28 protein-coding genes and 1 pseudogene are annotated in these 24972 nt (G+C 69.6%); 15 read left to right on the top strand and 14 right to left on the bottom strand.

All coding sequences use genetic code 11. The features are described 5' to 3' along the window. The first annotated feature begins 35 nt into the window (after positions 1–35). Genes DMH01_RS39005 through DMH01_RS38995 form a run of 3 tightly spaced genes read left to right on the top strand, consistent with a single transcriptional unit; the run spans position 36 to position 3267 of the window. On the top strand, positions 36–800 hold the full coding sequence (locus DMH01_RS39005; RefSeq protein WP_125683908.1) for a glutaminyl-peptide cyclotransferase: 765 nt from the start codon (positions 36–38) through the stop codon (positions 798–800). Between the two features lie 51 nt (positions 801–851). Further along, positions 852–2774 (top strand): MFS transporter, encoded by a 1923-nt coding sequence (locus DMH01_RS39000; protein ID WP_125683906.1) that lies wholly within the window; start codon positions 852–854, stop codon positions 2772–2774. A gap of 28 nt (positions 2775–2802) precedes the next feature. Then, positions 2803–3267: a DUF2771 family protein gene (locus tag DMH01_RS38995; RefSeq protein ID WP_125684144.1), complete on the top strand. Its 465-nt coding sequence runs from the start codon at positions 2803–2805 to the stop codon at positions 3265–3267. Between the two features lie 123 nt (positions 3268–3390). On the opposite strand, the gene DMH01_RS38990 is transcribed toward DMH01_RS38995, so the two are convergent. Further along, positions 3391–3777, bottom strand: a complete 387-nt coding sequence (locus tag DMH01_RS38990; RefSeq protein ID WP_016337551.1) for a cold-shock protein — start codon at positions 3775–3777, stop codon at positions 3391–3393. 131 nt (positions 3778–3908) lie between these two features. On the opposite strand from DMH01_RS38990, the gene DMH01_RS38985 reads away from it, so the two are divergent. Then, entirely contained in the window at positions 3909–4154 is a 246-nt protein-coding gene (locus tag DMH01_RS38985) for a hypothetical protein (protein ID WP_125683903.1), read from the top strand. Here DMH01_RS38985 and DMH01_RS38980 read toward each other — a convergent pair. Further along, positions 4090–4743: an HAD family hydrolase gene (locus tag DMH01_RS38980; protein ID WP_125683901.1), complete on the bottom strand. Its 654-nt coding sequence runs from the start codon at positions 4741–4743 to the stop codon at positions 4090–4092. The two genes, DMH01_RS38985 and DMH01_RS38980, sit on opposite strands and share 65 nt — an antisense overlap. A 94-nt stretch (positions 4744–4837) precedes the next feature. Between DMH01_RS38980 and DMH01_RS38975 the strand changes: the two genes are divergently transcribed. After that, on the top strand, positions 4838–5449 hold the full coding sequence (locus tag DMH01_RS38975; protein ID WP_199745789.1) for a TetR/AcrR family transcriptional regulator: 612 nt from the start codon (positions 4838–4840) through the stop codon (positions 5447–5449). A gap of 15 nt (positions 5450–5464) precedes the next feature. Then, on the top strand, positions 5465–6436 hold the full coding sequence (locus DMH01_RS38970) for a R2-like ligand-binding oxidase (protein WP_125683899.1): 972 nt from the start codon (positions 5465–5467) through the stop codon (positions 6434–6436). Positions 6437–6523: 87 nt separating this feature from the next. On the opposite strand, the gene DMH01_RS38965 is transcribed toward DMH01_RS38970, so the two are convergent. From DMH01_RS38965 to DMH01_RS38955, 3 genes are all read right to left on the bottom strand, one after another. Then, a complete protein-coding gene (locus tag DMH01_RS38965) occupies positions 6524–7672 on the bottom strand; it encodes a hypothetical protein (protein ID WP_125683897.1) in 1149 nt (382 codons plus the stop codon). A 146-nt stretch (positions 7673–7818) separates the two neighbouring features. Next, the gene (locus DMH01_RS38960; protein ID WP_125683895.1) at positions 7819–8112 is read right to left on the bottom strand and encodes a hypothetical protein; all 294 of its coding nucleotides are present in this window, start codon (positions 8110–8112) and stop codon (positions 7819–7821) included. Positions 8113–8239: 127 nt separating this feature from the next. After that, on the bottom strand, positions 8240–9898 hold the full coding sequence (locus DMH01_RS38955; protein ID WP_125683893.1) for an AMP-binding protein: 1659 nt from the start codon (positions 9896–9898) through the stop codon (positions 8240–8242). 212 nt (positions 9899–10110) lie between these two features. Here DMH01_RS38955 and DMH01_RS38950 point away from each other — a divergent pair, with 212 nt between their 5' ends. From DMH01_RS38950 to DMH01_RS38930, 5 genes are all read left to right on the top strand, one after another. Beyond that, positions 10111–11574: a DUF4331 domain-containing protein gene (locus DMH01_RS38950; RefSeq protein WP_125683891.1), complete on the top strand. Its 1464-nt coding sequence runs from the start codon at positions 10111–10113 to the stop codon at positions 11572–11574. A gap of 66 nt (positions 11575–11640) precedes the next feature. After that, positions 11641–12993: a lipopolysaccharide assembly protein LapB gene (locus DMH01_RS38945; RefSeq protein ID WP_125683889.1), complete on the top strand. Its 1353-nt coding sequence runs from the start codon at positions 11641–11643 to the stop codon at positions 12991–12993. Then, complete coding sequence (locus DMH01_RS38940; RefSeq protein WP_125683888.1) at positions 12990–13364, top strand: hypothetical protein; 375 nt, start codon at positions 12990–12992, stop codon at positions 13362–13364. The genes DMH01_RS38945 and DMH01_RS38940 overlap by 4 nt, the downstream gene beginning before the upstream one ends. A gap of 67 nt (positions 13365–13431) precedes the next feature. After that, positions 13432–14193, top strand: a complete 762-nt coding sequence (locus DMH01_RS38935; RefSeq protein WP_125683886.1) for a PhzF family phenazine biosynthesis protein — start codon at positions 13432–13434, stop codon at positions 14191–14193. Next, complete coding sequence (locus tag DMH01_RS38930) at positions 14193–14567, top strand: YccF domain-containing protein (protein ID WP_125683884.1); 375 nt, start codon at positions 14193–14195, stop codon at positions 14565–14567. The genes DMH01_RS38935 and DMH01_RS38930 overlap by 1 nt, the downstream gene beginning before the upstream one ends. A 166-nt stretch (positions 14568–14733) precedes the next feature. On the opposite strand, the gene DMH01_RS38925 is transcribed toward DMH01_RS38930, so the two are convergent. Genes DMH01_RS38925 through DMH01_RS38895 form a run of 7 tightly spaced genes read right to left on the bottom strand, consistent with a single transcriptional unit; the run spans position 14734 to position 19900 of the window. Beyond that, entirely contained in the window at positions 14734–15549 is an 816-nt protein-coding gene (locus DMH01_RS38925) for a metallophosphoesterase (RefSeq protein ID WP_125683882.1), read from the bottom strand. Between the two features lie 37 nt (positions 15550–15586). Continuing rightward, entirely contained in the window at positions 15587–16381 is a 795-nt protein-coding gene (locus tag DMH01_RS38920; RefSeq protein ID WP_125683880.1) for an HAD-IIA family hydrolase, read from the bottom strand. Between the two features lie 10 nt (positions 16382–16391). Further along, a complete protein-coding gene (locus tag DMH01_RS38915) occupies positions 16392–17456 on the bottom strand; it encodes a sulfate/molybdate ABC transporter ATP-binding protein (RefSeq protein WP_125683878.1) in 1065 nt (354 codons plus the stop codon). After that, positions 17453–18220: an ABC transporter permease gene (locus DMH01_RS38910; RefSeq protein ID WP_125684140.1), complete on the bottom strand. Its 768-nt coding sequence runs from the start codon at positions 18218–18220 to the stop codon at positions 17453–17455. Before DMH01_RS38910 ends, DMH01_RS38915 begins: the two co-directional genes overlap by 4 nt. Before the next feature lie 16 nt (positions 18221–18236). Continuing rightward, a complete protein-coding gene (modA, locus tag DMH01_RS38905; protein ID WP_125683876.1) occupies positions 18237–18992 on the bottom strand; it encodes a molybdate ABC transporter substrate-binding protein in 756 nt (251 codons plus the stop codon). Continuing rightward, positions 18989–19393: a molybdopterin-binding protein gene (locus DMH01_RS38900; protein ID WP_125683874.1), complete on the bottom strand. Its 405-nt coding sequence runs from the start codon at positions 19391–19393 to the stop codon at positions 18989–18991. The genes modA and DMH01_RS38900 overlap by 4 nt, the downstream gene beginning before the upstream one ends. Positions 19394–19426: 33 nt before the next feature. Then, positions 19427–19900 carry a MarR family winged helix-turn-helix transcriptional regulator gene (locus DMH01_RS38895; RefSeq protein WP_125683872.1) on the bottom strand — a complete coding sequence of 158 codons (474 nt, stop codon included), beginning with the start codon at positions 19898–19900 and terminating at the stop codon, positions 19427–19429. Between the two features lie 77 nt (positions 19901–19977). Between DMH01_RS38895 and moaA the strand changes: the two genes are divergently transcribed. The 4 genes from moaA (at position 19978) to DMH01_RS38875 (ending at position 23332) form a co-directional block, all read left to right on the top strand. Continuing rightward, on the top strand, positions 19978–21042 hold the full coding sequence (gene moaA / locus DMH01_RS38890) for a GTP 3',8-cyclase MoaA (protein ID WP_199745788.1): 1065 nt from the start codon (positions 19978–19980) through the stop codon (positions 21040–21042). 1 nt (position 21043) lies between these two features. After that, a complete protein-coding gene (locus tag DMH01_RS38885) occupies positions 21044–21298 on the top strand; it encodes a MoaD/ThiS family protein (protein WP_199745787.1) in 255 nt (84 codons plus the stop codon). 90 nt (positions 21299–21388) lie between these two features. Further along, positions 21389–22240, top strand: coding sequence for a phosphatidylinositol-specific phospholipase C/glycerophosphodiester phosphodiesterase family protein (locus DMH01_RS38880; protein WP_125683870.1), 852 nt, complete (start codon positions 21389–21391; stop codon positions 22238–22240). A 456-nt stretch (positions 22241–22696) separates the two neighbouring features. After that, the gene (locus DMH01_RS38875) at positions 22697–23332 is read left to right on the top strand and encodes a transglycosylase family protein (protein WP_125683868.1); all 636 of its coding nucleotides are present in this window, start codon (positions 22697–22699) and stop codon (positions 23330–23332) included. A 207-nt stretch (positions 23333–23539) separates the two neighbouring features. On the opposite strand, the pseudogene DMH01_RS43620 reads toward DMH01_RS38875, so the two are convergent. Together DMH01_RS43620 and moaC are read right to left on the bottom strand one after the other, a co-directional pair. After that, positions 23540–24456, bottom strand: a pseudogene (locus tag DMH01_RS43620) (molybdenum cofactor biosynthesis protein MoaE). Further along, positions 24453–24923: a cyclic pyranopterin monophosphate synthase MoaC gene (moaC, locus tag DMH01_RS38860; protein ID WP_125683864.1), complete on the bottom strand. Its 471-nt coding sequence runs from the start codon at positions 24921–24923 to the stop codon at positions 24453–24455. Before moaC ends, DMH01_RS43620 begins: the two are co-directional and overlap by 4 nt. Positions 24924–24972 lie beyond the last annotated feature (49 nt).

Here is a 24972-nt window from a genome sequence, read left to right as displayed (position 1 = left end):
GCACGCGATATCGCGGTCCGTGTCAGGCTGTCCGCGTGCGCACGCCGATGACCATGTCGCTCCTGCTGGCCGCCGTCCTCGGTGGCTGCGCCGCCGCGCCGGTGAGCGACGCCGCCCCGCCCGCGCCCGAGAAACTCGAGGTGCGGGTGCTCTCGACGCTTCCTCACGACCCGGCCGCCTTCACCCAGGGCCTCGAGTTCTCCGGCGAGACGCTGTACGAGGGGACCGGCCTGGTCGGGAAGTCGTCGATGCGGGCCGGGCCCGCGGGTGCGGCGCCGTCGGTCCGGCAGGACCTGCCCGGCCTGTTCGGCGAGGGCATCACCGTGCTGGGGCCGACGGCCTGGCAGATCACCTGGAAGGACGGCGTCGCGATCGAACGCGACGCCAAGACGCTGGCCGAGCTGAGGCGCGTGACGTACACCGGCGAGGGCTGGGGGCTGTGTCACCGCGACGGGCAGTTGGTGATGAGCGACGGGTCTTCGAAGCTGACCTTCCGCGACCCCGTGACCTTCGCGCCGACGGGCGGCGTCGGTGTCGGCCGTGACCAGCTGAACGAACTGGAATGCGTTGGCGGCTCCGTGTACGCGAACGTCTGGCAGACCGACCGGATCCTGCGGATCGACGCCGCGACCGGGCGCGTGACCGGCGAGATCGACGCTTCCGGGTTGCTCGCTCCCGAGGAACGGAGCTCCGCCGACGTCCTCAATGGCATCGCGGCGGTGCCGGGGACCGACGAGTTCGTGCTCACCGGCAAGCTCTGGCCAAGGATGTTCCGCGTGAAATTCGTCCCGCCCGCCTAGAAAGCAGTGGTGAACGCGCGAAGCGAGACCCGCGTAAGGCAGGATTGAAGCGTGGGAATCTTCGGCTCGAACTCTGGACCCGACGGCACGCCTTCCGGCAGGCCGGGCAAGGAGCGTGGCCGCAAGAGCAAGCGGAAGTGGACGCCGGAGCCGGGAGCCGCCCAGGCGCGCGACTGGTCCGCCCCGCCGCCGACCCGCGTCGACCAGCAGCCGGTGCCGCCTCGCGCCGCCCGTCCCCAGCCCCAGTACCAGCCGCATCCGGCCGGGCCGACCGCCGACGAGGCGCGCACCAGCGCGATCCCGATGGGGCACCACCAGCCACCACCACCGCCGCCCCCGCCGAGGACCCCTCCCCGCGGCGCGCGGCCGTATCCGGATCCCTCGCAGCGGCAGACCGAACCCGTCCGGCGTCGTCCGGGCGGGTTCTACGACGAGCACCCGCCGGGCAGCGGCGAGTACGAGCACTACGACACCGGCGGTTACGCGGGTGAGCCGCGGGTCGCCCAAGAGCAGCCGCACGAGCATCCGACGACCGCTGCCCCGCCGCGCGCGGGCTCCCTGCCGAAGATGCCGAAGAAGATCACGGTCACCCGGGTCGCGGCGATGCGCAGCCGTCAGCTGACCGGACAAGCCGTCGGCGCCTTCCAGCGCGCGACGAAGGCGGACGGCGCCGACAAATCGGGCCTGACTTCGCTGACGTACGCGGTGATGCTGAACTACGCCAGCGACGCCGCCATGGCGATCGCGCTGGCCAACACCTTGTTCTTCGCCGCCACCAGCGGGGAGAGCAAGGGCAAGGTCGCGCTCTACCTGCTCATCACGATCGCCCCGTTCGCGCTGGTCGCCCCGGTGATCGGCCCGGCGCTGGACAAGATCCAGCGCGGCCGCAGGCTCGCGATGTGCGTGTCTTCGGCGGGCCAGGCGCTGATGGCGATCGTGATGGCGCTGCACTTCGACGACTGGCTCCTGTACCCGGCGGCGCTGGGCATGATGGTGCTCTCGAAGTCGTTCACCGTGCTCAAGGCTGCCGTGACCCCACGGGTGCTGCCGCCGGAGATCACCCTTTCGAAGACGAACGCGCGGCTGACCGTGTTCGGCCTGGTCGCCGCCGGCGCGTTCGGCGCGCTGGCGAGCGGGGTCAACGCGATCTGGGGCTCACAGGGCGCGCTGTGGTTCACCATGCTGATCTGTGTCGCCGCCGCGGTGCAGTCGATGCGCATCCCGTCCTGGGTCGAGAAGACCGAGGGCGAGGTGCCGGCGTCGCTGTCCGCGCATCCCGAGCGGCGGGTCAAGAAGCAGCGGCAGCCGATGGGACGGCAGATCGTCGTCTCGCTGTGGGGCAACGGCACCGTCCGCGTGCTGACCGGATTCCTGATGATGTTCTCCGCGTTCGCGGTGAAGGCGCAGGCCGAAGGCAGCGGGCAGAGCCCGTTCGACCAGCTGCTGCTGCTCGGCATCATCGGCGCCGCGGCCGGTGTGGGCGGGTTCCTCGGCAACGCGCTGGGCTCGCGGCTGCACTTCGGCAAACCGGATCAGGTGATCCTGGCCTGTGTCGGAGCCTGTCTCGGCATCGCGATCATCGCCACCGTGGCGGCGGGGCTGGCGACGGCGGCGATCGTGGCGCTCGTCGGCGCGACCGCGAGCGCGCTGGCGAAGATCAGCCTCGACGCCGTCATCCAGGAGGACCTGCCGGAGGAGTCGCGCGCGTCGGCGTTCGGACGGTCGGAGACCGTGCTGCAGATGTCCTGGTGCTTCGGCGGTGCCGTCGGTCTGCTGCTGCCGCCGACGTACTGGATCGGCTTCCTGGTGCTTTCGATCCTGCTGGCCTTCGGGTTCACGCAGACGTTCATGGTCCGGCGCGGCACTTCGCTGATCCCGGGACTCGGCGGCGACCGGCCGCTGCGCCCGGAGCCGACCAGCGAATCGCCGATCCCCTCGCAGCCCGGTGACTCCCGGTGGCGGCCGGGCTCGTAATCTTCACCGTATGCGGCGACTTCGTATCTTGGCACTTCTCGCGGCGGGTGGTTTCGTGGTGGCCGGTTGTACGGCCCCCGGCCCCGAAGAGGTGACCTTCTTCGCCGACGGGAAGACGGTGAACGTCGCCCCGCTGGCGTCCTGCGACATCAAGAGCGCGCAGTGCACCACCCGGCCCGACGCCGCGGGCAAGCTGCGCATCCGGCCGGGGAAGCCGGTGCAGATCTCGGTGCCGAGCGCGATCGCGGAGACGCCGTGGAAGGTCACGGTGCAGTACGTGAACGGCAAGGGCGAGCCGCAGGAGCTCAAGCAGGACATCATCACGTCGCTGGACCGGTTCGCCTACACCGTGACGACGCCCCGGCCCGACGACCAGATCCTCGTCGTCGAGGTCGCGCAGGCTTCGGTGATCAGCCAGACCGGGCGTCCGGAGGACGCGGAGGCGGTCACCACGGCGATCTGGTCGCTGCAGGTCGAGCCGCCGGCCGCCTGAGGGAGCAAGGGACCTTTGCTACCGCTCGCGAGCCGTTCCTGAGCTGATGCGCGTGAAGGCCCCCTTCCCTCGGCTGAGCCGAGGGAAGGGGGCCTTCACGCGCTTGGGGCGACGGGGCGCCGATCAGGGATCGAGGTCCCGGGCGACGGCGCGCATGATCTCGGCGATCTGCTTCGTGTTCTTGCGGTCCGGGTAGCGATTGCGCCGCAGGTCCGGCTGCACCTTGAGCTCGAGCAGCTTGATCATGTCCTCGATGAGCCCGTGCAGTTCCTCGGCGGGACGGCGGCGCGCCTCGGCGACCGACGGCGGCGGGTCCAGCAGCCGGACGGAGAGCGCTTGCGGGCCGCGGCGGCCGTCGGCGACACCGAACTCGAGGCGCTGCCCGGCCTTGAGTCCTTCGACGCCCTGCGGCAGCGCGGCTTTACGGATGTAGACGTCGGCGCCCCCATCCTGGGTGACGAAACCGAAACCCTTCTCCGCGTCGTACCACTTGACCTTGCCGGTCGGCACTTCCCTCACCAGTCCTTTGCTGTCCTGCTCACAACGAACGCGCCCGGGGCGTACCCAGGGCGCGCGTCCCATAAGCGTATCTCGCCACACGCCCTGTGGAGAAGCGGATACCGGCGGATACCCTCTGCTTCATGGAGACCGCAGTAAAGGAGGCCGCTGTGGCCGTCCCCGAAAAGCCCGGCAAACCGATCCTCATGCGCGTCGGCATCGGCCTGTTCGCGCTCGGCATGATCGCCGTCACAGCGGTGTTCGTCCTGTTCGCCGCCGGTCTGGAGAACCTGCCGGTGTGGCTGTCCGCCGCGGCGGGCGTGATCACCCCGCTGGGACTGGCCCTCGGCCTGATCGCCCTGATCCGCGAGGCTCGCCGAAAGAGCTGAACCAGCCGGGGAACTCGGTCAGCGAGTCGAACACCACGTCGGCCCCTTCCGCGAGCAGCTCGTCCTTGGCGCACGGACCGGTCGTGACCCCGACCGGGACCGCGCCGGCCGCCAGCGCGCCGCGGATGTCGCCGACGTGGTCCCCGACGTAGACACGGGCGCCGTGCTCGGTGAGCGCGGCGGCCTTCTCCGTCGACCACAGCTCCCCGACCAGGACGTCGACCTCGAGCCCGAGCGCGTCCAGGTGGAGTTTCGCGTTGGGGGCGTACTTGCCGGTGACGACGACCGTGCGCCCGCCCGCCTCGCGGACCGCGTGCAGCGCTTCGGCCGCGCCGGGCATCGCGACCGTCACGGGTACGACCGTGTCCGGGTACATCGCGCGGAACCGCGCCACCAGCTCCGGGATGCGCTCCTCCGGCGCCCCGAAGCCGCGAAGGCTGGCGTCGAGGGGCGGGCCGAGGTTGGCCGCGAAGTATTCGCCGTCCAGCGGCAAGCCGGACTCCACGCCGAGCGCGTTCATCACCGCGACCATGCCCGGCCGCGGATCGATCAGTGTCATGTCGAGGTCGAACCCCACGGTGATGCCCACCCGGCCACGGTAGCCGCCCCCACCGACTGATTTACATCGGCCGAGTGCCCGTCAATTTCTTTGACATGGACGCGATCTGTGTCAAGCTGGGATTGTGGGCGAGATCACGAGCTTCTCCGATCGGACCAAGGCCTCTCTGCGCGGGTCGCTGCTCGACGCGGCCACCGAGCTGCTCACCGAACGCGGCTACACGGCCCTGCGGATGGCGGACGTCGCCGCCCGCGCCGGGGTGAGCAGGCAGACCGTCTACAACGAGTTCGGCACCAAGGCCGCGCTCGCCGAGGCCGTGGTCCTCCGGACGACGTCGGAGTTCCTGGAGGGCATCCGGCTGCGTGTGCAGGACGCGCCGGACCTGCGCGCCGGCATCCGCGAAGCCGTCGTCTACACGATCGAGCACGCCCGGGAGAACCGGCTCGTCGCCACCACGCTGGGCACCGAAGCGGGCGAGGACCTCCTCCCCCTGCTCACCACCAAGGGCGAGCCAATCCTGACCGCGGCCACCGAGGTCGCGGCCGGGCAGTACCGGGAGTTCGAGCCGTCGCTCTCCCCGGAATCCGCCACGCTGCTGGCGGAGACCGTCGTGCGGCTTTCCCTGTCCCATCTCGTCATGCCGACGCATCCGGCCGACGAGGCGGCGGCCTCCGTCGTCGCCGTGCTGGCGCCCGCCATCCGGGCGCTGACCACCGATTCGTCCACAATGGAGTGACACGAAGGGTACGTCATGACCGATACGCTCTCCGAACTGCGGACCGGTTTTTCCTCACTGCGCAAAGGCGGGCTGAACTGGGACTCGTTCCCGCTGCGGCTGTTCGTCAAGGGCAACGCCAAGTTCTGGAACCCCGCCGACATCGACTTCTCCCGTGAACGCGAGGGGTGGGAGAGCCTCAATCCGGAACAGCAACGGTCGGCGACCTATCTGGTGGCGCAGTTCATCGCGGGCGAAGAGGCGGTCACCGAGGACATCCAGCCGTTCATGCGGGCGATGTCCGCGACGGGCCGCTTCGGCGACGAGATGTACCTGACGCAGTTCTGTTTCGAAGAGGCCAAGCACACCGAAGTGTTCCGCCGCTGGATGGACGCCGTCGGGCTGACCGAGGACCTGCATCCGTACGTCGCGGAGAATCCCCACTATCGCAAGCTTTTCTACGAGGAGCTGCCGCAGTCGTTGCGTGCGCTGGAGGACGATCCCAGTCCGCTCAACCAGATCCGCGCGAGCGTCACCTACAACCACGTCATCGAAGGCAGTCTCGCGCTGACGGGCTACTACTCGTGGCAGCTGATCTGCACGCAGCACGACATCCTGCCGGGAATGCAGGAACTGGTGCGCCGTATCGGCGACGACGAACGCCGCCACATGGCCTGGGGCACCTTCACCTGCCGCCGTCACGTCGCCGCGGACGATGCGCTGTGGGACGCGGTGCAGCAGCGGATGGGCGAACTGCTTCCCCACGCGCTGGGCATGATCCAGTGGGTGCAGGACCAGTTCGAGGAGATCCCGTTCGACAACGATCCCGAGGAGATCATCCAGTACGCGGCCGACCGGGCGCAGCGGCGCCTCGGTGCGATCGAATCAGCGCGCGGGATGCCGGTGGAGCAGATCGACCTCGACTACTCGCCGGAGAACCTCGAAGAGACCTTCGGCGAAGAAGACGCGAAGGCGATCGCCGCGGCCGCCGCCAACACCGCGGCCTGAGGAGAGCTGAAGGGGACCTTCCCCGCGTCTCACGCGGCGAAGGGAACTTTCCCCGCATCCCATGCGGGGAAAGTTCCCTTCAGCCCCTTACCCGGCGGGCCAGTAGACGGCGCGCGTGCGGCCGTTCTCGTTGTCGGACAAGCCGATGATCGTCCCGTTCGGCGCGAGGTGGGTCGCGACGCTGTAGTCACCGCCCGGCAAAGTGCCGAGCACCGTCCGGCGGCCGTCAGCGGCCCACTTCGTCGCGATGTCGTTCTCCAGGCCCACGACCGTCCCCAGCCGGTCGATGTCGTAGGCCAGTCCGCGTTCGGTAGAAAGCGTCGTACGGCTTCCCGCCCGGTTCCACTTGACCGGGTTGGTGGTGCCGAACACCAGATAGCCGCCGCCGGCGACGACACCGGCGTTGTTGACCGCGCGCCCCCAGCCCGGGTTCGTCTCCGGCCAGTCGAGCCAGGTCATCCGCCCGTCGCGCTCCCACCGCACGGGTTTCGGGTTTCCGTTCACCTCGGCACTTCCGACGATCACGCCGAAGTCGTTCATGTCCTCCGGGGTGCTGTACGGATTGCCGGGGGAAAGATCGGTGATCGCGCCGGCGAGGTTCCAGCGCACGACGTGGTTGTTCCCGGCGGCGTCGGACGCCATCCCGGCGACGGTCCTGCCGTCCGGGGTGATCCATTCCGCGTTGGCGTACGAACCGCCCGGCAGCCCGCCGAGGTCCACCACCTTCCCGTCCGGGTTCCATCTGACAGCGTGGATCTTCCCGTCCGCGGCCCGCCCGGCCCCGACGATCACGCCGCCGTCGGTGATCGAGTTCGCGATCGCGTAGTCACCGCCGGGCAGGTACGGCAGCGCGGTGACCGTGCCGTCCGGCGCCCATTTGACCGCCGCCTGGTTCCAGGCCGCGTCCTTGTGGGCCCAGCCGACGGCGACGCCGCCGCGGTTGATGTCCGTCGCCTTGCTCTGTTCGCCGCCGAGGGCCGGCAACGCGGAGATGCGCCCCTGCGCGTCCCACTTCGCCGCGTGGTACTTGATCTGGCCTTCCAGTGGCGTCGACGAGCCGACCATGATCCCGTCGGCGTTGACCGCGTTGACCTGGCTGTACTGATCCCCCGGCAGGGTTCCGAGGTCAATCGGGGCGATCGCGGGAGCGGCCGCGGCCACTCCGGGCGCGATCAGCGGCAGGATGGCGAGCGAGACGCCCAGGGCGAGAACTCTTCCGCTTCGCTTGAGTTTCATTTTTCCTCCCCTTCGCGGCGGTTCGGATCCACCGCGAAGGGAACACGCGCCAGGGCTGTGACAGGTTGCCTTGAAGTGTCAACTCATGGTGTGAAGGGCCCTTTCCCCGCATCACATGCGGGGAAAGGGCCCTTCGGCTTCCCGCGTCAGAGGCCGATCGCGTCGAGGGTGCCGCTCAGGACGCCCTGGTCGTGGCCGCCGTCGGTGCTGGCGTGGGTCTCGCTGGTCGCGACACCGTCCGGGCCGGCCGCGGTGCTGTTCTCGTGGAACGAGCTCGACCCGCGATCGGTGCTTGCCTGCACGCTGTGCGTCGCTGCGCCGTCCGGTCCGGCCTGGGCTTCGGTGCTGCCATAGCTGTCCGCCGAAGCGATACCGGCGGCTCCGAGCGTCAGCGGCACCGCCAGTGCCGAGGCGGCCAGGGTGCGGCGAATCGTACGCATGAGAATTCCCCTTTTCCTTACGACTGCGGGGTTTCCTTCGGGACGCTCTCACCGTCCCGCTCACAGGCTGCCCATCGTCGCGGCGCCCCATGCGTCCGAAAACTGTGAACGATCACACCGCTCGGGATCAAGCGTGCTTCGCCGCGTCCGCCTTCTCCAGCCCGAGGATGTTGATCGACTCCGCCCGCATCTCGACCTTGCGCACCTTGCCGGTGACCGTCATCGGGAACTCGTCGACGACGTGGACGTAGCGCGGGATCTTGTAGCGCGCCAGCTTTCCTTCGCAGAACTCACGCACGGCTTCGGCCGTCAGCGGCTCCACGCCCTCGCGCATGCGGACCCACGCCATCAGTTCCTCGCCGTACTTCTCGTCCGGGACGCCGATGACCTGCGCGTCGAGGATGTCCGGGTGGGTGTAGAGGAACTCCTCGATCTCGCGCGGGTACAGGTTTTCCCCGCCGCGGATGACCATGTCCTTGATCCGGCCGGTGATGGTGACGTAGCCGTCGACGTCCATGATCGCGAGGTCGCCGGTGTGCATCCACCGCGCCGCGTCGATCGCCTCGGCCGTCTTGTCGGCCTGCTCCCAGTATCCGAGCATCACCGAGTACCCGCGGGTGCAGAATTCGCCAGGTTCGCCGCGCGGCACGGTCAGCCCGGTCTCGGGATCGACGACCTTGACCTCCAGATGCGGCCCGACCCGCCCGACCGTCGACACCCGCCGTTCCACTGAATCGTCCGCGCGGGTCTGCGTGGACACCGGCGACGTCTCGGTCATGCCGTAGCAGATCGACACCTCCGCCATGCCCATCCGGTCGATGACCTGCTTCATCACCTCGACCGGGCACGGCGAACCGGCCATGATCCCGGTGCGCAGCGAAGACAGGTCGTGGGAAGCGAAGTCCGGGTCGGCCAGTTCGGCGATGAACATCGTCGGGACGCCGTACAGGGACGTGCATTTCTCGGCGGCGACGGCTTCGAGCGTGGCCTTCGGCTCGAACGCGGGCGCCGGGATGACCATGCAGGCGCCGTGGGAGGTCGCCGCGAGATTGCCCATCACCATGCCGAAGCAGTGGTAGAAGGGCACGGGGATGCAGATCTTGTCGGCTTCGGTGTAGTTGCAGAGTTCGCCGACGAAGTAGCCGTTGTTGAGGATGTTGTGGTGGCTCAGCGTGGCTCCCTTGGGGAAGCCCGTGGTGCCGGACGTGTACTGGATGTTGATCGGGTCGTCCGCGGACAGCTCGCCTTGGCGCTGGGCGAGCCGCGCCGGATCCGCGCCGCGCCCGTTCTCCAGCAGCGACGCCCACTCCGCGCTTTCGAGCAGCACGACATGGTCCAGCGCCGGGCATTTCGGGCCGGCTTCGGCGATCATGCCCGCGTAATCGGAGGTCTTGAACGACGCCGCGGCCACGATGAGCTTGATCCCGGCCTGGTTGAGCACGTACTCGAGTTCGTGCGAGCGGTACGCCGGGTTGATGTTGACCAGGATCGCGCCGATCTTCGCGGTGGCGTACTGGACGCAGGTCCACTCCCACCGGTTCGGCGACCAGATGCCGACGCGGTCGCCTTTGGCGATCCCGAGGTCGAGCAGGCCCAGCGCGAGCGCGTCCACCTCGGCGGCGAGTTCGGTGTAGGTCCAGCGTTTCCCGGCGGCGCGGTCGACGAGCGCGTCCCGGTCGCCGAAGGCGGCGACGGTGCGGTCGAAGTCGTCGCCGATGGTGTCCCCCAGCAGCGGGGTGTCCGAGATTCCCGATGCGTAGCTCGGTACTGCGGGGGCGTCGGGCATGGAGACTCCTGCGTTCGGCGGCATCGACGCGTCGAGTCTAGGAACGCGGCGTGACCGCGGCCACCTGCAAGTGGAGACGTCGATCCGCCCGGCTCGTCACAACACTTCCACAACATTCCCACTGACGTCGGCGCCCACCATCGGAATCCGGCGTCCGGCCGAGGACAGCGTGCCCGTCCTTCCCCGCGACGCGTTTCGAGAAGGGAATGGAAATGGCTGCACCCCATCCTGCTCGCCGCCGCGTCGTTTCGCGGCGAAGAGCGGCCGCCTCGGCCATCACGGTCGTGGCCACGGTTCTGGCGAGTGCCCTCGCCGGGCTTTCGGCCGGTCCGGCGTTCGCGTCGAGCCACCGGGAAGCCCCGCTGATCTCGGGCGACCCGCCGGTGGACAACACCGACGTGTACGCGTTCGTCAGTCCGGACAGACCGGACACCGTGACCCTGATCGCGAACTGGTATCCGTTCGAGGAACCGAACGGCGGACCGAACTTCTACCCGTGGGCCACGGACGCCCACTACGACATCAACATCGACAACAACGGTGACGCGAAGGCGGACCTGACCTACCGGTGGAACTTCCGCACCGACGACCGGCGAGGGAACAACACCTTCCTCTACAACGACGATCCGGTCACTTCCCTGGACGACGAGGATCTGTTGTTCCGGCAGACCTACACGCTGTCGGTGATCGACAGGGCCACCGGACGGGTCACGAACCTGGTCACCAACGGGAAGGTCGCGCCGTCGAACGTCGGCCCGGCCTCGATGCCGAACTACCGCGCCCTCCGGGACCAGGCGATCACCGCGGTCCCCGGCGGGAAGACGTTCGCCGGGCAGGCGGACGACCCGTTCTTCCTCGACCTGAGGATCTTCGATCTGCTCTACGGCAAGGACCTGTCCGAGGTCGGGCAGGACACGGTGGCGGGCTTCAACGTGAACACCGTGGCGCTCCAGGTGCCCAAGAGCACGCTGACGCTCGGCGGCAACCCTGCCCGTAACCCCGTGATCGGGGTCTGGAGCGACACCGAACGCGGTTCGATCACGTTGCGCACCCCCGGTGCGGAGCGATCGCTCGGCGCCGACGTCCAGATCTCGCGGCTGGGCAACCCGCTGGTGAACGAGGTCGTCGTGCCCGCCGGATTGAAGGACCGGTTCAACTCGCTCCTGCCGGAGCAGGACCGGACGGTGCCCGCGCTGGTGAACAAGGTGAGCAACCCGGAGGTACCGGACCTCGTCCAGCGGTTCTACGGCATCCCCGCGCCCGCCAAGCCGCGCGACGATCTGAGCGAGATCTACCTGACCGGGATCACCAGGAAGTCCGGTGACCGGATCGATCTGACGCTCAACTCGCAACTCGACAACGCCGACGTCGACCCGGCGCGGTTCGCGCCGTCGGAGCAGCTTCGCCTGAACACCTCGATCCCCGTCACCGCGCGGCCCAACCGGCTCGGCGTGCTCGGCGGTGACCTCCAAGGGTTCCCGAACGGCCGGAGGCTGGCCGACGACGCACTCGACATCAGCGTCCAGGCGCTGGAAGGCGCCGCGGTCAGCGGCATCGTCAAGGCGCTCGCCGCGGGAGACCGGGTGGACCGGAACGACGTCCCCTTCGAGGCGGTGTTCCCGTACGTCGCCCTGCCGAACAGCAAGGCGGTCAACTCGTCGTCGTCCGCCGGCTGATCCCCCTCCCCCCGGTGGCCGCCGCGACGGCGGCGGCCACCACCCCACTTCCGGAAGGCGGACGCGATGTCCCGCGAAATCTCCGAAAGCACGACAGATCCCAAGATCCACCGATTCGGGAAACGCTCTCGCCGGGCCGTTCTCCCGGCCGTTTTCGCCGCGAGCCTGCTCATCGTCGGTATCGCCGCGCTCGTCCCGTCCGATCCGCCACCGGCCGTCCCGGAAGGAGCGCGGGGTGGTACGAGCACCCTCGACCACGCGATCCGGGCAGCGGAAGCCAAGCTGGCGAAGGGGACGCGGGATCCGCGGACCTTGGCCGAACTCGGCGCCGCCTATGTCGAGCTGGCACGGGTCGAGGCGGACCCGGCGATCTTCCCGAAAGCCGAGGAGGCGTTGCGGAAGTCCTTGGCGCGGCAGCCCGACGGCAACGGGATCGCGTTGGCGGGCATGGCGGCGCTGGCCAACGCGCGGCACGACTTCGCCGCCGCTCGCCAGTGGGGTGAGAAAGCGAAGGCCGCGCTTCCGGACAACGCCGAGGTCTACGGCGTGCTCAACGACGCCTACACCCAGCTCGGGGACACCACCGCGGCCGCCGCCGCGTTGCAGCGGATGCTCGACCTCAAACCGGGGGTCCCCTCGTTCACCCGCGCCGCCTACGAGTTCGAAATCCACGGCAGGGTCGACGACGCCCGGCACGCGCTCGACCGCGCGCTGGCGGGCGCCACCGATCCCGGCGACGTCGCGTTCTGCCGCGGCCTGCTCGGCGAACTCGCCTTCGACAACGGGGACCTCGACACCGCGGTGCTCCATTTCGAGGCGGGCCTGCGTGCGGCGCCCGAGGAAACCTCACTGCGGCAAGGAAGGGCCAAGGTCGCCGCGGCTCGCGGGCGGATCGACCAGGCCCTCGCCGACTATCAGGATCTGGTGACCCGGCAGCCGAACTTGGGAAACCTGCGCGAGTACGCCCTGCTGCTGACGTCGGCGGGCGCGCCGGACTCCGCCGCACGCCATTACCGGCTCTTCGAGGAACAGCGTCGCCTCGAAATGGCCTCCGGCTCGAACGTCGACCTCGAAACGTCGCTGGTCGCCGCGGACCGCGGCGACGCCGTGCAGGCCCTCAGGTACGCGCAGGCGGAATGGGGACGCAGGCAACCCGTGTTCGTCGCGGACGCCCTCGCCTGGGCGCTGCATCTCAACGGGCGGAACGCCGAGGCCCTGACCTACGCCGACCGCGCGGCGAGCACCGGCTGGCGAAGCGCTTCGTTCTCCTACCACCGTGGCATGGTCCTCACGCGGCTCGGCCGGACCACCGAGGCCATCGAAGCACTCAACGAAGCCCTGCGTATCAACCCGCACTTCTCCGTGGCCGACGCGCGGACGGCGAGGGCCACGCTGGTGAAACTGGGCGGTGGCGGATGAACGAGCACGCGACCGTCGGACGGGCTCCGCGACGATTCCGCGGAACGGTACTGGGCGCGCTGTTCTTCTGCGCCGTCGTCACGGCGTGCTCCGGGACGGCTCCCGATCCCGGCCCCCGGTTCGACGACGAAACCACCGGCGGCGTCGTGACCGAGCTGACCTGCATGAAGCATCAGCCGCGGGCGCCCGGCCGCCGCTACACCGACGAGAAGCTCCAGCGCACCGACGAGACACTCGCCCTGCTCCGCTACTACACCGCCAACGGGGCCAAACCCTATTGCGACGGCAACGACCTCACTGACATCGACCGGCAGTGGGTCGATCTCTACCTCGGGCTGGGCGCGGACGCGGGAAACGTCGAACGCCGGTGACCGCGGCCACGCCACCTCAGGGGAAACCCGGAGGCCGGGTCGGGCCGCGGCCGATATCGTCGAAGACATGCGCCTCTACATCGTCGACGCCTTCACCTCCGAGGCCTTCGCCGGTAACTCCGCCGGCGTCGTGCTGCTGGACTCGCCGGGTGACGCGGGCTGGATGCAGTCCGTCGCCGCCGAGCTGAAGCACGCCGAGACGGCCTTCGTCGAGGTCGGAGGCGAAGGCCCGAAGTCGCTTCGCTGGTTCACGCCGGAGACCGAAGTCGACCTGTGCGGGCACGCGACGCTGGCGACCACGCACGTCCTCGGCGGCGAGCAGACCTTCACGACGAAGAGCGGCGAGTTACGCTGCCGCGCCGAAGACGGCTGGGTGTCGATGGACTTCCCGTCGGATCCGCCGCGCGAGTCGGACGACGATCTGTCGTCGATCCTGCCGGGTGTCTCCTTCGAGTACGTCGGGCGCAGCAAGCACAACCTGTTCGCGGTGGTGGACGACGCGTCCGTGGTGCGCTCGCTCGCCCCGGACCTCGCCGCGCTTCGCGCGCACTGGAACGGACGGCTGATGGTCACCGCACCGGGTGACGTGGACGGGATCGACTTCGTCACCCGGTTCTTCGCGCCGGGCGTCGGCATCGACGAGGACCCGGTCACCGGCTCCGCGCACTGCGTCCTCGCGCCGTACTGGGCCGCTCGCCTCGGCCGGGACGAGCTCGTCGGCGAACAGGCCTCGGCCCGCGGCGGCATCGTCCGGATGAATCTCGAAGGCGACCGCGTCCTGCTTTCGGGGCAGGCGGTCACCGTGGCCAGCGGGGAGCTGCACGTCTGATGCGCCTGATCCTGAACGTCATCTGGCTCGTGCTGTGCGGCCTGTGGATGGCGCTCGGCTACATCGTCGCCGGCGTCATCTGCTGCATCCTGATCGTCACCATCCCGTTCGGGCTGGCGTCGTTCCGGATCGCGGCCTACGCGCTCTGGCCGTTCGGCCGCGCGGTGGTGGACCGGCGCGACGCCGGGGCCGCCTCGACGATCGGCAACGTCATCTGGTTCCTCTTCGCCGGGCTGTGGCTCGCGATCGGGCACGTGCTGACCGGGGTCGCGCTGTGCATCACGATCATCGGGATCCCGCTGGGCGTGGCGAACTTCAAGATGATCCCGGTCTCGCTGATGCCGCTGGGCAAGGAGATCGTCGAGTTGCCGTGAGGCTTCGGCACCAAGGGTCGTGAGTGGTAATGATCGTTCTAACCCTCTTTATCACTCACGACCCCCTTGTGGACAGTCGTGGCCGCGTTGCGACGACCGGGCCGAGGCATTCGGGACCAGACAGCAATGGCTCCGACCCGAATCACCACTCACGTTGCCGTGAGGCTCAGTCCTCGGGCTCCCACGGCAGCGAAACGATGAGGCAGGGGCCGCCGACGAACAACCCGCCGTCGATCCCCAGCGCCTTCCCGCCCGCGTAGAGGTACGGTCCCTCGATCTGCGCCGGGTGGATTCCGAGCTGGTCGGCGATGACGCTGTGCCCGTGCACGATCCGCACGCCGCCGAGCCGGTCCATGACCTGCTGCGCGACGTCGGCGCCGTCCGGGCCGCGGAAGGCGTAGCGCGTGGTCATCCGCCGCCAGACGTCCCACCAGGCCTGGATGTCGCTGCCTTCGAGGATTTCGCGGCCGCGCGCGTTGATGCCGTCGATGTCCTCGCCCCAGTCGAGGTACTCGAGCGTGTCCGAATGCATCAGCAGGTGGTCCGCGGCCAGCGTCAGCATCGGGCGGGAAGTCAGCCATTCGATGTGCTGGGGCGTGAGCCGGTCCTGGTCTTCGAGCAGCCCGCCGTTGATCTCCCAGCTGCGGGCGAAGCTGCGCGGACCGAAGTCGGACGGCACCTCGGTGTCGCCGAAGTGGTACATCCCGAGCAGCAGGATCTCGTGGTTGCCCAGCAGCGTCCCGCAGTGCCCGCCCGCCGTCGCGGCCTGCCGCTCCAGCCGCATCACCAGGTCGATGACGCCGACGCCGTCGGGCCCCCGGTCGACGAAGTCACCGAGGAACCAGAGCGTCGCTTCCCCGCCGGACCAGTCGTCGTCGGAGTCGATCAGCCCCTTCTCCCGGAGCGCTTCGGCCAGCTCGTCCCGGTGTCCGTGCACGTCACCGACCACATAGGTCGGGGACGCGGGCTGATCGTCGTGCATCGTCTGACGATAAGCCCTCCGCCCTCCGCTGTGTCGCTCAGCCTTCACCGAACGGGTCGCCGGTGCGCCCGACCAGATCGGCGATGGACTCGATGATCTTGGTCGGCCGGTACGGATAGTGCTCGGCGCTCTCCCGCGTGGAGATGCCGGTGAGCACCAGGATCGTCTGCAATCCGGCCTCGATTCCCGAGTGGACGTCGGTGTCCATCCGGTCGCCGATCATCAGCGTCGACTCCGAATGCGCGCCGAGCCGCCGCAGCGCGGAACGCATCATCAGCGGGTTCGGCTTGCCCACGTAGTACGGCGAGCGGCCGGTCGCCTTCTCGATCAGCGCCGCGACCGAACCGGTGGCGGGCATCGAGCCCTCCATGCTCGGGCCGGTGGCGTCCGGGTTGGTGGCGATGAACTTGGCGCCGCCCTCGATGAGCCTGATCGCGCGGGTTATCGCGCTGAAGCTGTACGTGCGGGTCTCGCCGAGGACCACGTAGTCGGGGTCGCGTTCGGTCAGCACGTAGCCGACCTCGTGCAGCGCCGTGGTGAGCCCGGCCTCGCCGATCACGAACGCCGAGCCGTTCGGCCGCTGCGACGCGAGGAACTTCGCGGTCGCCAGCGCGGAGGTCCAGATGGCCTCCTCGGGAATGTCGAGACCGGTCCGCTCGAGCCTGGCCCGCAGGTCGCGCGGGGTGTAGATCGAGTTGTTGGTCAGCACCAGGAAGCCGATGTCGTTGGCGCGCAGCTCCTTGAGGAACTCGTCCGCGCCGGGTACGAGGTGCTCCTCCTGGACCAGCACGCCATCCATGTCGCTGAGGTATGTCCAACGGCGCTCGTTCATGGGTCCCACCCTAATGATCGGAGACGGCGTGGACAGCCACGGACGCCGCCTTGACCGAAAGATTGACCGGTGTCCCGGGTTCGAGCGCCAGTTCGGCGACCGCGGCGGGGGTCAGGTCGGCGGCGAGGCCCGCCGCCCAGTCGTCGCCGCGGGCCCGGACGCGGATCACCGGTCCGTGGGGTTCGAGCGCGTCGACGATTCCCTCGACGGTGTTGCGCGGGCTGCCCCGGTGCTCGCCGTCCCGCAGGTACACCGCGACGGCGCTGGGCGCGAAGACGGCGACGGCCGCCTCGCCCAGGACGACGCCCTCTGCCGGGATGCCGGCCAACTTCCCGCCTGACGTGCGCAAACCGTCCTCGGCGGCGACGCCGGGCACCAGGTTCAGCCCGGCGATCCGCGCGGTGAACGCCGTGCGCGGCGCGGAGAGGACCTTGCGGGTCTCGCCGCGTTCGACGATCCGGCCGCCGTCGAGGACGGCGACGTGGTCGGCCAGCGCCAGCGCGTCGAGGGGGTCGTGCGTGACCAGCACGGTCGGCGGCCCGGAGCGCAGGACCCGCCGAAGCAGACCCCGGATGGCGGGCGCCGCGTCGACGTCCAGAGCGGCGAAGGGCTCGTCGAGCAGCAGAAGTACCGGCTCGGCCGCCAGCGCCCGTGCGATCGCGACGCGCTGCGCCTGCCCGCCGGAGAGCTGCGCGGGCCGTCGTCCGGCCAGTTCGAGCGCGTCCACTTCGGTCAGCCACTCCCGCGCACGTTTCTTCGCCTCGGCGCGGCCGGCGCCGGTCGAACGCGGAGCGAAGGCGACGTTGTCCAAAGCGGACAGATGCGGGAAGAGCAGCGCGTCCTGGGAGAGCAGGCCGATGCCGCGCGCGTGCGGTGGCAGGCCCGCCAGCTCGCGGCCGTCGAGGGTGATCCGCGCCCGGCCGGGCCGGAGCAGCCCGGCGAGGCAGCCGAGCACACTGGACTTCCCCGACCCGTTCGGGCCGAGCAGCGCGAGCACACCGCCGTCGGGAACTTCGAAGCCGACGTCCAAGGTGAACTCGCCGCGCCGGAGGGCGAGCTCGGCCGACAGGGTCACGACCGGACTCCTTCGAGCGCGCGCGGCCGGGCGAGCGCGATCACCGCGACGGCGACCAGGATGAGCAGCAAGGCGAGCGCCACCGCGCTGTCGACGTCGACCTCGGCCTGCGTGTAGACCTCCAGCGGCAGGGTGCGGGTCACCCCTTCCAGGCTGCCGGCGAAGGTGATCGTCGCGCCGAACTCGCCCAGCGCCCGCGCGAAGCTCAGCACGATGCCCGAACCGAGCGCGGGCAGCAGCAGCGGCAGCGTGACCCGGCGGAACACCGTCCACGGTTTGGCGCCCAGGGTCGAAGCGACCCTTTCGTACCGGTCACCGGCGCCCCGGAGGGCCCCTTCGAGGCTGACCACCAGGAACGGCATCGCGACGAACGTCTGCGCGATGACCACGGCCGCCGTGGTGAACGGCACCTGCTCACCGGTCAGGGTGGTCACCAAGATGCCGAGGAAACCCTTGCGGCCCAACAGGTAGAGCAGCGCCAGACCGCCGACCACCGGCGGCAGCACCAGCGGCAGCAGCACCACCGCGCGCAGCACGCGGACCCCGCGCGCCCCCGAGCGCGCGAGCACCACGGCGAGCGGGACCCCGAGCAGCACACAGGCCACAGTGGACAGTCCGGCCGTGAGCAGCGAGAGCTTGAGCGCGTTCAGCGACGACGTCGAGGTGATGAGCCCCGGGAAGCGCGTCAGGTCCGAACGCACCAGAAGGCCGATGACCGGCAGGACCACCAGCGCCAGCGCGCAGATCGCCGGTGGCCAGAGGATCCAGGGCACGCCTGGGTCACGGCGTGCCAAAACCGACCTTCGCGAGTTCGTTCCTGCCCTCCGCACCGAGGACGAAGTCCCTGAACAACCCGGCGAGCTGAGCCTGCGGAGCGTCCTTCACCACCGCGATCGGGTAGTCGTTGATCGCGCCCGCCGCCTCGGGGAAGTCCACCTTGTCCACGTTCGCGGCCGCCGATGTCGCATCGGTGACGTAGACGAGTCCCGCGTCGGCGTCGCCCGTCCGCACCTTCGCGAGCACCGACTTGACGTCCTGCTCCTCGCTCGCCAGCTTGAGCGCGACCCCGGACGACTGCTGGACCTTCTTCGCCGCCGACCCGCACGGCACCTGCGGCGCGCAGACGACGACGGTCAGCCCGTCCTTCGCGAGATCGGCCAGCCCCTTGATGCCCTTGGGGTTGCCCTTGCCGACCGCGATGGCGAGCCGGTTGGTGGCGAACACCGACGGCTGCCCGTCGATCAGCTCGGCCTTGGCGGCCTTGTCCATATTGGCCTTGTCGGCGGAAGCGAAGACGTCCGCCTGCGCGCCTTGGGTCAGCTTCTGGACCAGCGCCGAGGAGCCCTCGAAGCTGAACTTCACGGTCACCCCGGAGTTCTGCGCCTCGAACCGCTTGCCCAGCGCGCCGAACGACTCGGTCAGCGACGCCGCCGCGAAGACGGTCAGCGTCCTCGCCCCTTCTTGAGGCGCCGCCTCCGAACCACAGGCCGTCGCGGCCAGCGCCAGCGCGGCCAGGACGGAGGCGAGCTTCCTCATCGGCTTCCCTCCGGGGTTTCGATCACGACGGTGGTCGCCTTGACGACGGCGACCGCGAGCACCCCCGGCCGCAGCCCGAGTTCGCGGACGGCCTCGGTGCTCATCAGGGAGACCACGCGATGCGGGCCGCACTGCAGCTCGACCTGTGCCATCACCTTGTCCGTGATCACCTCGGTGACGAGCCCGACGAACCGGTTCCGCGCGGAGCGGCCGACACTCGAAGGGTCATCGGGCTGTTCGGCCTGCGCCTTGGCGAACGCGGCGAGCTCGGCGCCGTCGACGACCTTGCGGCCCGCCGAGTCGTCGAACGCGGTCAGCTGGCCGGCGCGCACCCAGCGGCGGACGGTGTCGTCGCTGACGCCGAGCAGACGAGCGGCCTCGGACAACCGGAATTGCGGCATGTCCGGAAGGTTACTTCCGCAGATGCGGAAAAGCTATGGACGCGAAGCATCGCCGGGGAGTTCGTCGCGGAGGCCGTCGAGTACCGCGCTCTGGAATCGCTCCAGCACTTTCCGTTCCTCGGGAGAGAACTGTTCGAGCACCGTCTTCATGGTGGTGTACGCGGATTCGAAGAGCGGCGCGTGCCGCTCCATGGCGCCGGGGACGATCTCGATCAGGACCTTCCGGCGGTCGGCGGTGTCGCGGACGCGGCGGGCGAGACCGGCCTTTTCGAGCCTGTCCATGACGCCGGTCACAGCGCCCGTCGACAACCCGGTCAGTTCGGCGATCCTGCCCGCTGTCAACGGTCCCGGCGCCTGTCCCGCCAGTTCGAGCACCTGGTGATCGGTGGCCGACAGGCCCATCCGCTCGGCGATCCTGGCGTGCCGGAGAACGGTCAGCGTGCTGCTCTCCCTGCCGAGATGGGCGAACCGGGCCAATTCCTCCGCCGAGAGCGGATATTTCGCCATCCGGAAACCCTTCAGATTCGATGCCAAGGAATTCTAGACAGTCGGTTTTCGCCCCCTTCGGGGTTAGTCTGGTGTCAATGACAGCAGTCGATCTCGGGTTTCCCCGTGTCCCCGGCACACGAGGGCGTCCCAGCGTGCCCAGGCCGGACAACCCCGCCCTGATCGACACCTTCGGCCGCGTGGCGACCGACCTGCGGGTGTCGCTCACCGACAAGTGCAATCTGCGCTGCACCTACTGCATGCCCGCCGAAGGGCTCGAATGGATGCCGAGCGCGGACGTGCTGACCGACGACGAGCTCGTGCTCCTGCTGCGGATCGCCGTCGAGCGGCTCGGGATCACCGACATCCGGCTCACCGGCGGCGAACCGCTGCTGCGCCAAGGCTTGGAGAAGATCGTCGAGCGGGTCGCGGCACTCGAACCGCGCCCACGGCTTTCCATGACCACCAACGGGATCGCGCTCGCGAAGCGCGCGAAATCGCTCGCCGACGCGGGACTGGACCGGATCAACGTCTCACTGGACACCGTCGACCGCGCGCTGTTCGAGAAGATCACGCGTCGCGACCGGCTTTCGCACGTGCTCGCCGGTATGGCCGCGGCGCGGGAGGCCGGGCTGGACCCGGTGAAGGTCAACGCGGTGCTGATGCGCGGGCTGAACGAGGACCAGGCCGTGCCGCTGCTGAAGTTCTGCCTCGCCGAGGGCTATCACCTGCGCTTCATCGAGCAGATGCCGCTGGACGCGCAGCACGGCTGGAACCGCGCCGACATGATCACCGCCGAAGAGATCCTCGGCATGCTCGGCGAGGAGTTCACGCTGTCGCCGTTCCCCGCCGCGCGTGGCGGGGCGCCCGCCGAACGCTGGCTGGTCGACGGCGGACCGGGCGACGTCGGTGTGATCGCGTCGGTGACCCGCCCGTTCTGCGGCGCCTGCGAGCGGACCCGGCTGACCGCGGACGGCGCGGTGCGCTCGTGCCTGTTCAGCAACGACGAGACCGACCTGCGCGCCCTCGTGCGCGCGGGCGCGCGCGAAGAAGAGGTGGCGGACGCCTGGCGGGCGACCATGTGGGGCAAGCTCGCCGGGCACGAGATCAACGAGGCCGGGTTCGCGCAGCCGATCCGGCCGATGAGCGCGATCGGCGGCTGACATGGTGACCATCGTGGTGCGGTACTTCGCCTCGGCCCGCGCGGCCACCGGCCTCGACGAAGAGAAGGTCACGTTGCCGGACGGCGCCCGCGTCGCCGACGCCGTCTCCCGCCTGCGCGAACTCCACCCTGAGAAGCTGGCGAAGCTGCTCGACGCGGTCTCCTACCTGCTGGACGGCGTCGCGGTGCGGGATCTCACGCGGCCGCTGACCGAGGGCGCCGAACTGGACGTCCTCCCCCCGTTCGCGGGCGGCTGACCTGCGCGAACGGCGAAAGTGGTAGCAAAGGTCCCTTGCTCGCCGTCTCGAGTTCACCGTCCGGTCGCCGAAGCAGCCGAGGATGCGCCAGTGATCACTCCCCGCCGTATTCTCGCCGCACTGCTCGCCGCGGTCGCCGCCACGAGCCTCGCGACCGCTCCGGCGTCCGCCCACGAACGCGGCGTCCGGCCGCTGCCGCAGGCGCACAGCCACAACGACTACGAGCACGCCCGTCCGCTGCACGACGCGCTGGAGCAGGGCTTCACCAGTGTCGAGGCCGACATCTTCCTGGTCGACGGGCAGCTGCTGGTCGCCCACGACCTCGCGGACACCCGCCCGGACCGCACCCTGGAGTCGCTCTACCTGGAGCCGCTGCGCAAGCGCGTCCTGGCCAATCACGGGGTCGGCGTGTACCGGCAGCGCGCGGAGTTCCAGCTGCTGATCGACGTCAAGGGGGACGCGAACAGCACCTACGCGGCGCTCGAGAAGCGCCTCCACGACCCGCGCTACTCCTTCCTCTTCTCTCTGTACGCGTTCGGTCACGTGAAGAAGCGGGCCGTCACCGCGGTGATCTCCGGCGGGCGGCCCAAGGACGTGATGCTCGGGCAGCAGTTCCGGCTCGCCTTCTACGACGGCCGGATCAGGGACGAGAACGACCTCGGCATCGGCTCCGACCGCCGGGTCACGCCACTCGTCTCGGACTCCTGGAGCGGCCTTTTCACCTGGACCGGTGACGGCCCCTTCCCCGCCGGCGAGCGGGCGAAACTCCACGATCTGGTCAAGCGGGCCCACGCGGCGGGTCAGCGCGTGCGCTTCTGGGCCACGCCGGACGCCGCCGGGCCAGGACGCGACGCGTTGTGGAAAGAGCTGGTCGCCGCCGGGGTCGACCACCTGAATACGGACGACCTGCCAGGACTGGCGAACTTCTTGAGGTCTCGCTAAAGTGCGCGGCCCATTCGCGCGCGAAGGCGCACGAATGGGCCAGTCATCCCTTAATCCACGTGATGCAAGCCTCACGATCCGTGAATTATCTCGGTCAGGAAACGGCCAGATAACGGCGCGCTGACCTGCATAAACAGCCGAATCGTTATGGGTTGCGTGCTGTTACTGTGATGTAGGTCACAGCTCGAATAATTTCCGATCAGGCCGTTCGTTACGTACCGTCGCTTTTCGGTTGGCCCCGACCGACCACGCAACACCGGGAACCCGTAGCGCCGAGCCCTGTCCAACGGATTCCCGGACCCAACCCCGAGCGAAAGCATTTCCGGACAGGGACGAGGGGACCGAGCCGACGCGTCGTGCGTCAGGCGAAGTCAGCCGGCCTGAGACGGCCGGCCAGGACCCACGGGTCTTTCCCTCAGCACAGGCTCGTAGGCGCAGGGAGCGAGATTTACTCACATGTCGTACCGAGGCAAGCACCGCAAGATGTCCGCCGCCACCCGTCACATCGCCCGCGTCGCCATTGCGGGTGTCGCGGTCGGCGCTCCCCTCGCAATCGCCGCGACCCCCGCGTCGGCGACCAACTGGGACGCCATCGCGCAGTGCGAGAGCAGCGGAAACTGGAACACCAACACCGGTAACGGCTACTACGGTGGTCTGCAGTTCTCGCAGAGCACCTGGCGTGCCTACGGTGGCACCGGCAGCGCGCACAACGCGTCGCGTGAGCAGCAGATCGCCGTCGCCGAGCGGGTCCTCCAGGGCCAGGGCATCGGCGCGTGGCCGCACTGTGGCAAGAAGGGCGGCTCCGCCAGCCCCGCCAAGGCCAAGTCGAGCGCCCCGAAGGCCACCAAGAAGGTGACCCCGAAGAAGTCGACCGCTCCGGTCACCAAGCAGCAGGCTCCGGCCCCGGCCGCCGCCAATGTCGCCAACTCGAACCCGGCGGGTGACTACACCGTCGTGGCCGGCGACACGCTGTCCAAGATCGCCTCCAAGTTCAACGTCCAGGGCGGCTTCCAGAAGCTGCAGGACCTGAACAAGGAATACGTGCCCAACGCCGACTTCATCGTCGTCGGCCAGAAGCTCGCCACCAAGTGAGCTCTTGAGCACCGGTAAGTCGTGATGCCCGCGGGATTCCCCGCGCGGCCACGTCACGACTGACAAGGCCCCACCGCGCCATTCCCCCGGCGGTGGGGCTTTGTCGTGTCCGGGGTCCGTTCCCGGGCTGAAAGCGTCCTTCACCTCGTCTGACGCGGTGAAGGGCGCTTTCCTCGCATCGCATGCGGGGAAAGTCCCCTTCAGCCCCTACGGCGAGTTGACCCACTCGTCGCTGCCGTCGCTGAAGTGCTGGTGCTTCCACACCGGCAGCCGCGCCTTGACCTCGTCGACCAGCTCCGAGCAGGCGGCGAACGCCTGGCCCCGGTGCTCCGCCGCCACGGCGCACGCCAGCGCGACGTCACCGATGGCCAGCGCGCCCAGCCGGTGGCTGACGGCGACCGCCCGCACGCCCTCCCACTTGCCCGAGAGGTCCGCGACGACCTCCGCGAGGACGTCGGCGGCGCTGGGGTGTCCTTCGTAGGCGAGCCGGTCCACCGACCGGCCGCCGTCGTGGTCCCGCACGACCCCGCCGAAGGTGACGACGGCACCCGCGGCCGCGTCGTCCACCAGGCGGGCGTGCTCTTCGACCGAAAGCGGCTCGTCGACCACCGCGATCCGTGCGACCCGAACGCTCACTGCTGTGCCTCCCGTGGGTGGTCGCCGCCCGCCAGCTGGTCGACGGCGTGGTCGAGGATCCCGTCCAGTACGCCGAGGCCGTCCTTCACCCCGCCACGCGAGCCGGGCAGGTTCACCACCAGGGTCCGGCCGGCGACGCCCGCGACGCCGCGCGAGAGCACGGCCGTGGGCACCTTGGGCAGTCCGGCGGCGCGGATCGCGTCCGCGACGCCGGGGAGTTCGTAGTCGAGGACGGCGCGCGTGACGTCCGGGGTGCGGTCCGTCGGCGAGATGCCGGTGCCGCCCGTCGTCACGATCACCTGCACCCCGGCCGCGACGGCGTCCCTCAGGGCTCCGCCGACGGGTTCCCCGTCCTCGACGACCACGGGCTCCGGCACGTCCCAGCCCCGTGCGGTCAGCCAGTCCGTGATGACCGGGCCCGTGGTGTCCTCGTAGACGCCCTTCGCGGCGCGGTTCGACGCCACGATCACCCTCGCGACCCGGTTCACGGCCGCTCCCAGGTCCCGGCCTTGCCGCCGTCCTTGCGGATCAGGCGGACGTCGTCGAGGGTCGCCGCCGGATCGACGGCCTTGATCATGTCGTGCAGGGTCAGCCCGGCGACGGCGACGGCGGTCAGCGCCTCCATCTCGACGCCGGTCCGGTCGTTCGTCTTCGCGGTCGCGGTGATGTGCACGGCGGTCTCGGCGAGGGCGAATTCGACCTTCACGCCGGACAACGCGATCTGGTGGCAGAGCGGGATCAGCTCGGGCACCTTCTTCGCGCCCATGATGCCCGCGATCCGGGCGGTTGCGAGGGCGTCGCCCTTGGGTAGCCCGTCCGTCGCCAGCAGGCCGAGCACCTCGGCCGTGGTGTGCACGGTGCCGCCCGCCAGCGCGGTGCGGGCGGCGGGCGTCTTGCCGGAAACGTCGACCATACGGGCGGCACCCGTATGGTCGACGTGGCTGAGTTCACTCACGCCCAGCAGGCTAGTCCTCAGAACCTGTCGGCGGAGCCGAGGTCCGTTC

This window comes from Amycolatopsis sp. WAC 04182, from assembly GCF_003947465.1.
Lineage (GTDB): Bacteria > Actinomycetota > Actinomycetes > Mycobacteriales > Pseudonocardiaceae > Amycolatopsis.
The sequence above is the reverse complement of the archived record's forward strand: the minus strand, read 5'-3'. Positions and strand labels throughout refer to the sequence as shown.

What these genes read in the sequence shown, in the direction of transcription:
- DMH01_RS38955 (WP_125683893.1), bottom strand. Translation starts at nt 9,898, where the DNA reads ATGCCCGACGCCCCCGCAGTACCGAGCTACGCATCGGGAATCTCGGAC.
- moaA (WP_199745788.1), top strand. Translation starts at nt 19,978, where the DNA reads ATGACAGCAGTCGATCTCGGGTTTCCCCGTGTCCCCGGCACACGAGGG.
- DMH01_RS38900 (WP_125683874.1), bottom strand. Translation starts at nt 19,393, where the DNA reads ATGCCGCAATTCCGGTTGTCCGAGGCCGCTCGTCTGCTCGGCGTCAGC.
- DMH01_RS38925 (WP_125683882.1), bottom strand. Translation starts at nt 15,549, where the DNA reads ATGCACGACGATCAGCCCGCGTCCCCGACCTATGTGGTCGGTGACGTG.
- DMH01_RS38875 (WP_125683868.1), top strand. Translation starts at nt 22,697, where the DNA reads ATGTCGTACCGAGGCAAGCACCGCAAGATGTCCGCCGCCACCCGTCAC.
- DMH01_RS38950 (WP_125683891.1), top strand. Translation starts at nt 10,111, where the DNA reads ATGGCTGCACCCCATCCTGCTCGCCGCCGCGTCGTTTCGCGGCGAAGA.
- DMH01_RS38935 (WP_125683886.1), top strand. Translation starts at nt 13,432, where the DNA reads ATGCGCCTCTACATCGTCGACGCCTTCACCTCCGAGGCCTTCGCCGGT.
- DMH01_RS38985 (WP_125683903.1), top strand. Translation starts at nt 3,909, where the DNA reads ATGGAGACCGCAGTAAAGGAGGCCGCTGTGGCCGTCCCCGAAAAGCCC.
- DMH01_RS38885 (WP_199745787.1), top strand. Translation starts at nt 21,044, where the DNA reads ATGGTGACCATCGTGGTGCGGTACTTCGCCTCGGCCCGCGCGGCCACC.
- DMH01_RS38930 (WP_125683884.1), top strand. Translation starts at nt 14,193, where the DNA reads ATGCGCCTGATCCTGAACGTCATCTGGCTCGTGCTGTGCGGCCTGTGG.
- DMH01_RS38940 (WP_125683888.1), top strand. Translation starts at nt 12,990, where the DNA reads ATGAACGAGCACGCGACCGTCGGACGGGCTCCGCGACGATTCCGCGGA.
- DMH01_RS38945 (WP_125683889.1), top strand. Translation starts at nt 11,641, where the DNA reads ATGTCCCGCGAAATCTCCGAAAGCACGACAGATCCCAAGATCCACCGA.
- DMH01_RS38965 (WP_125683897.1), bottom strand. Translation starts at nt 7,672, where the DNA reads ATGAAACTCAAGCGAAGCGGAAGAGTTCTCGCCCTGGGCGTCTCGCTC.
- DMH01_RS38960 (WP_125683895.1), bottom strand. Translation starts at nt 8,112, where the DNA reads ATGCGTACGATTCGCCGCACCCTGGCCGCCTCGGCACTGGCGGTGCCG.
- modA (WP_125683876.1), bottom strand. Translation starts at nt 18,992, where the DNA reads ATGAGGAAGCTCGCCTCCGTCCTGGCCGCGCTGGCGCTGGCCGCGACG.
- DMH01_RS38895 (WP_125683872.1), bottom strand. Translation starts at nt 19,900, where the DNA reads ATGGCGAAATATCCGCTCTCGGCGGAGGAATTGGCCCGGTTCGCCCAT.
- DMH01_RS38970 (WP_125683899.1), top strand. Translation starts at nt 5,465, where the DNA reads ATGACCGATACGCTCTCCGAACTGCGGACCGGTTTTTCCTCACTGCGC.
- DMH01_RS38920 (WP_125683880.1), bottom strand. Translation starts at nt 16,381, where the DNA reads ATGAACGAGCGCCGTTGGACATACCTCAGCGACATGGATGGCGTGCTG.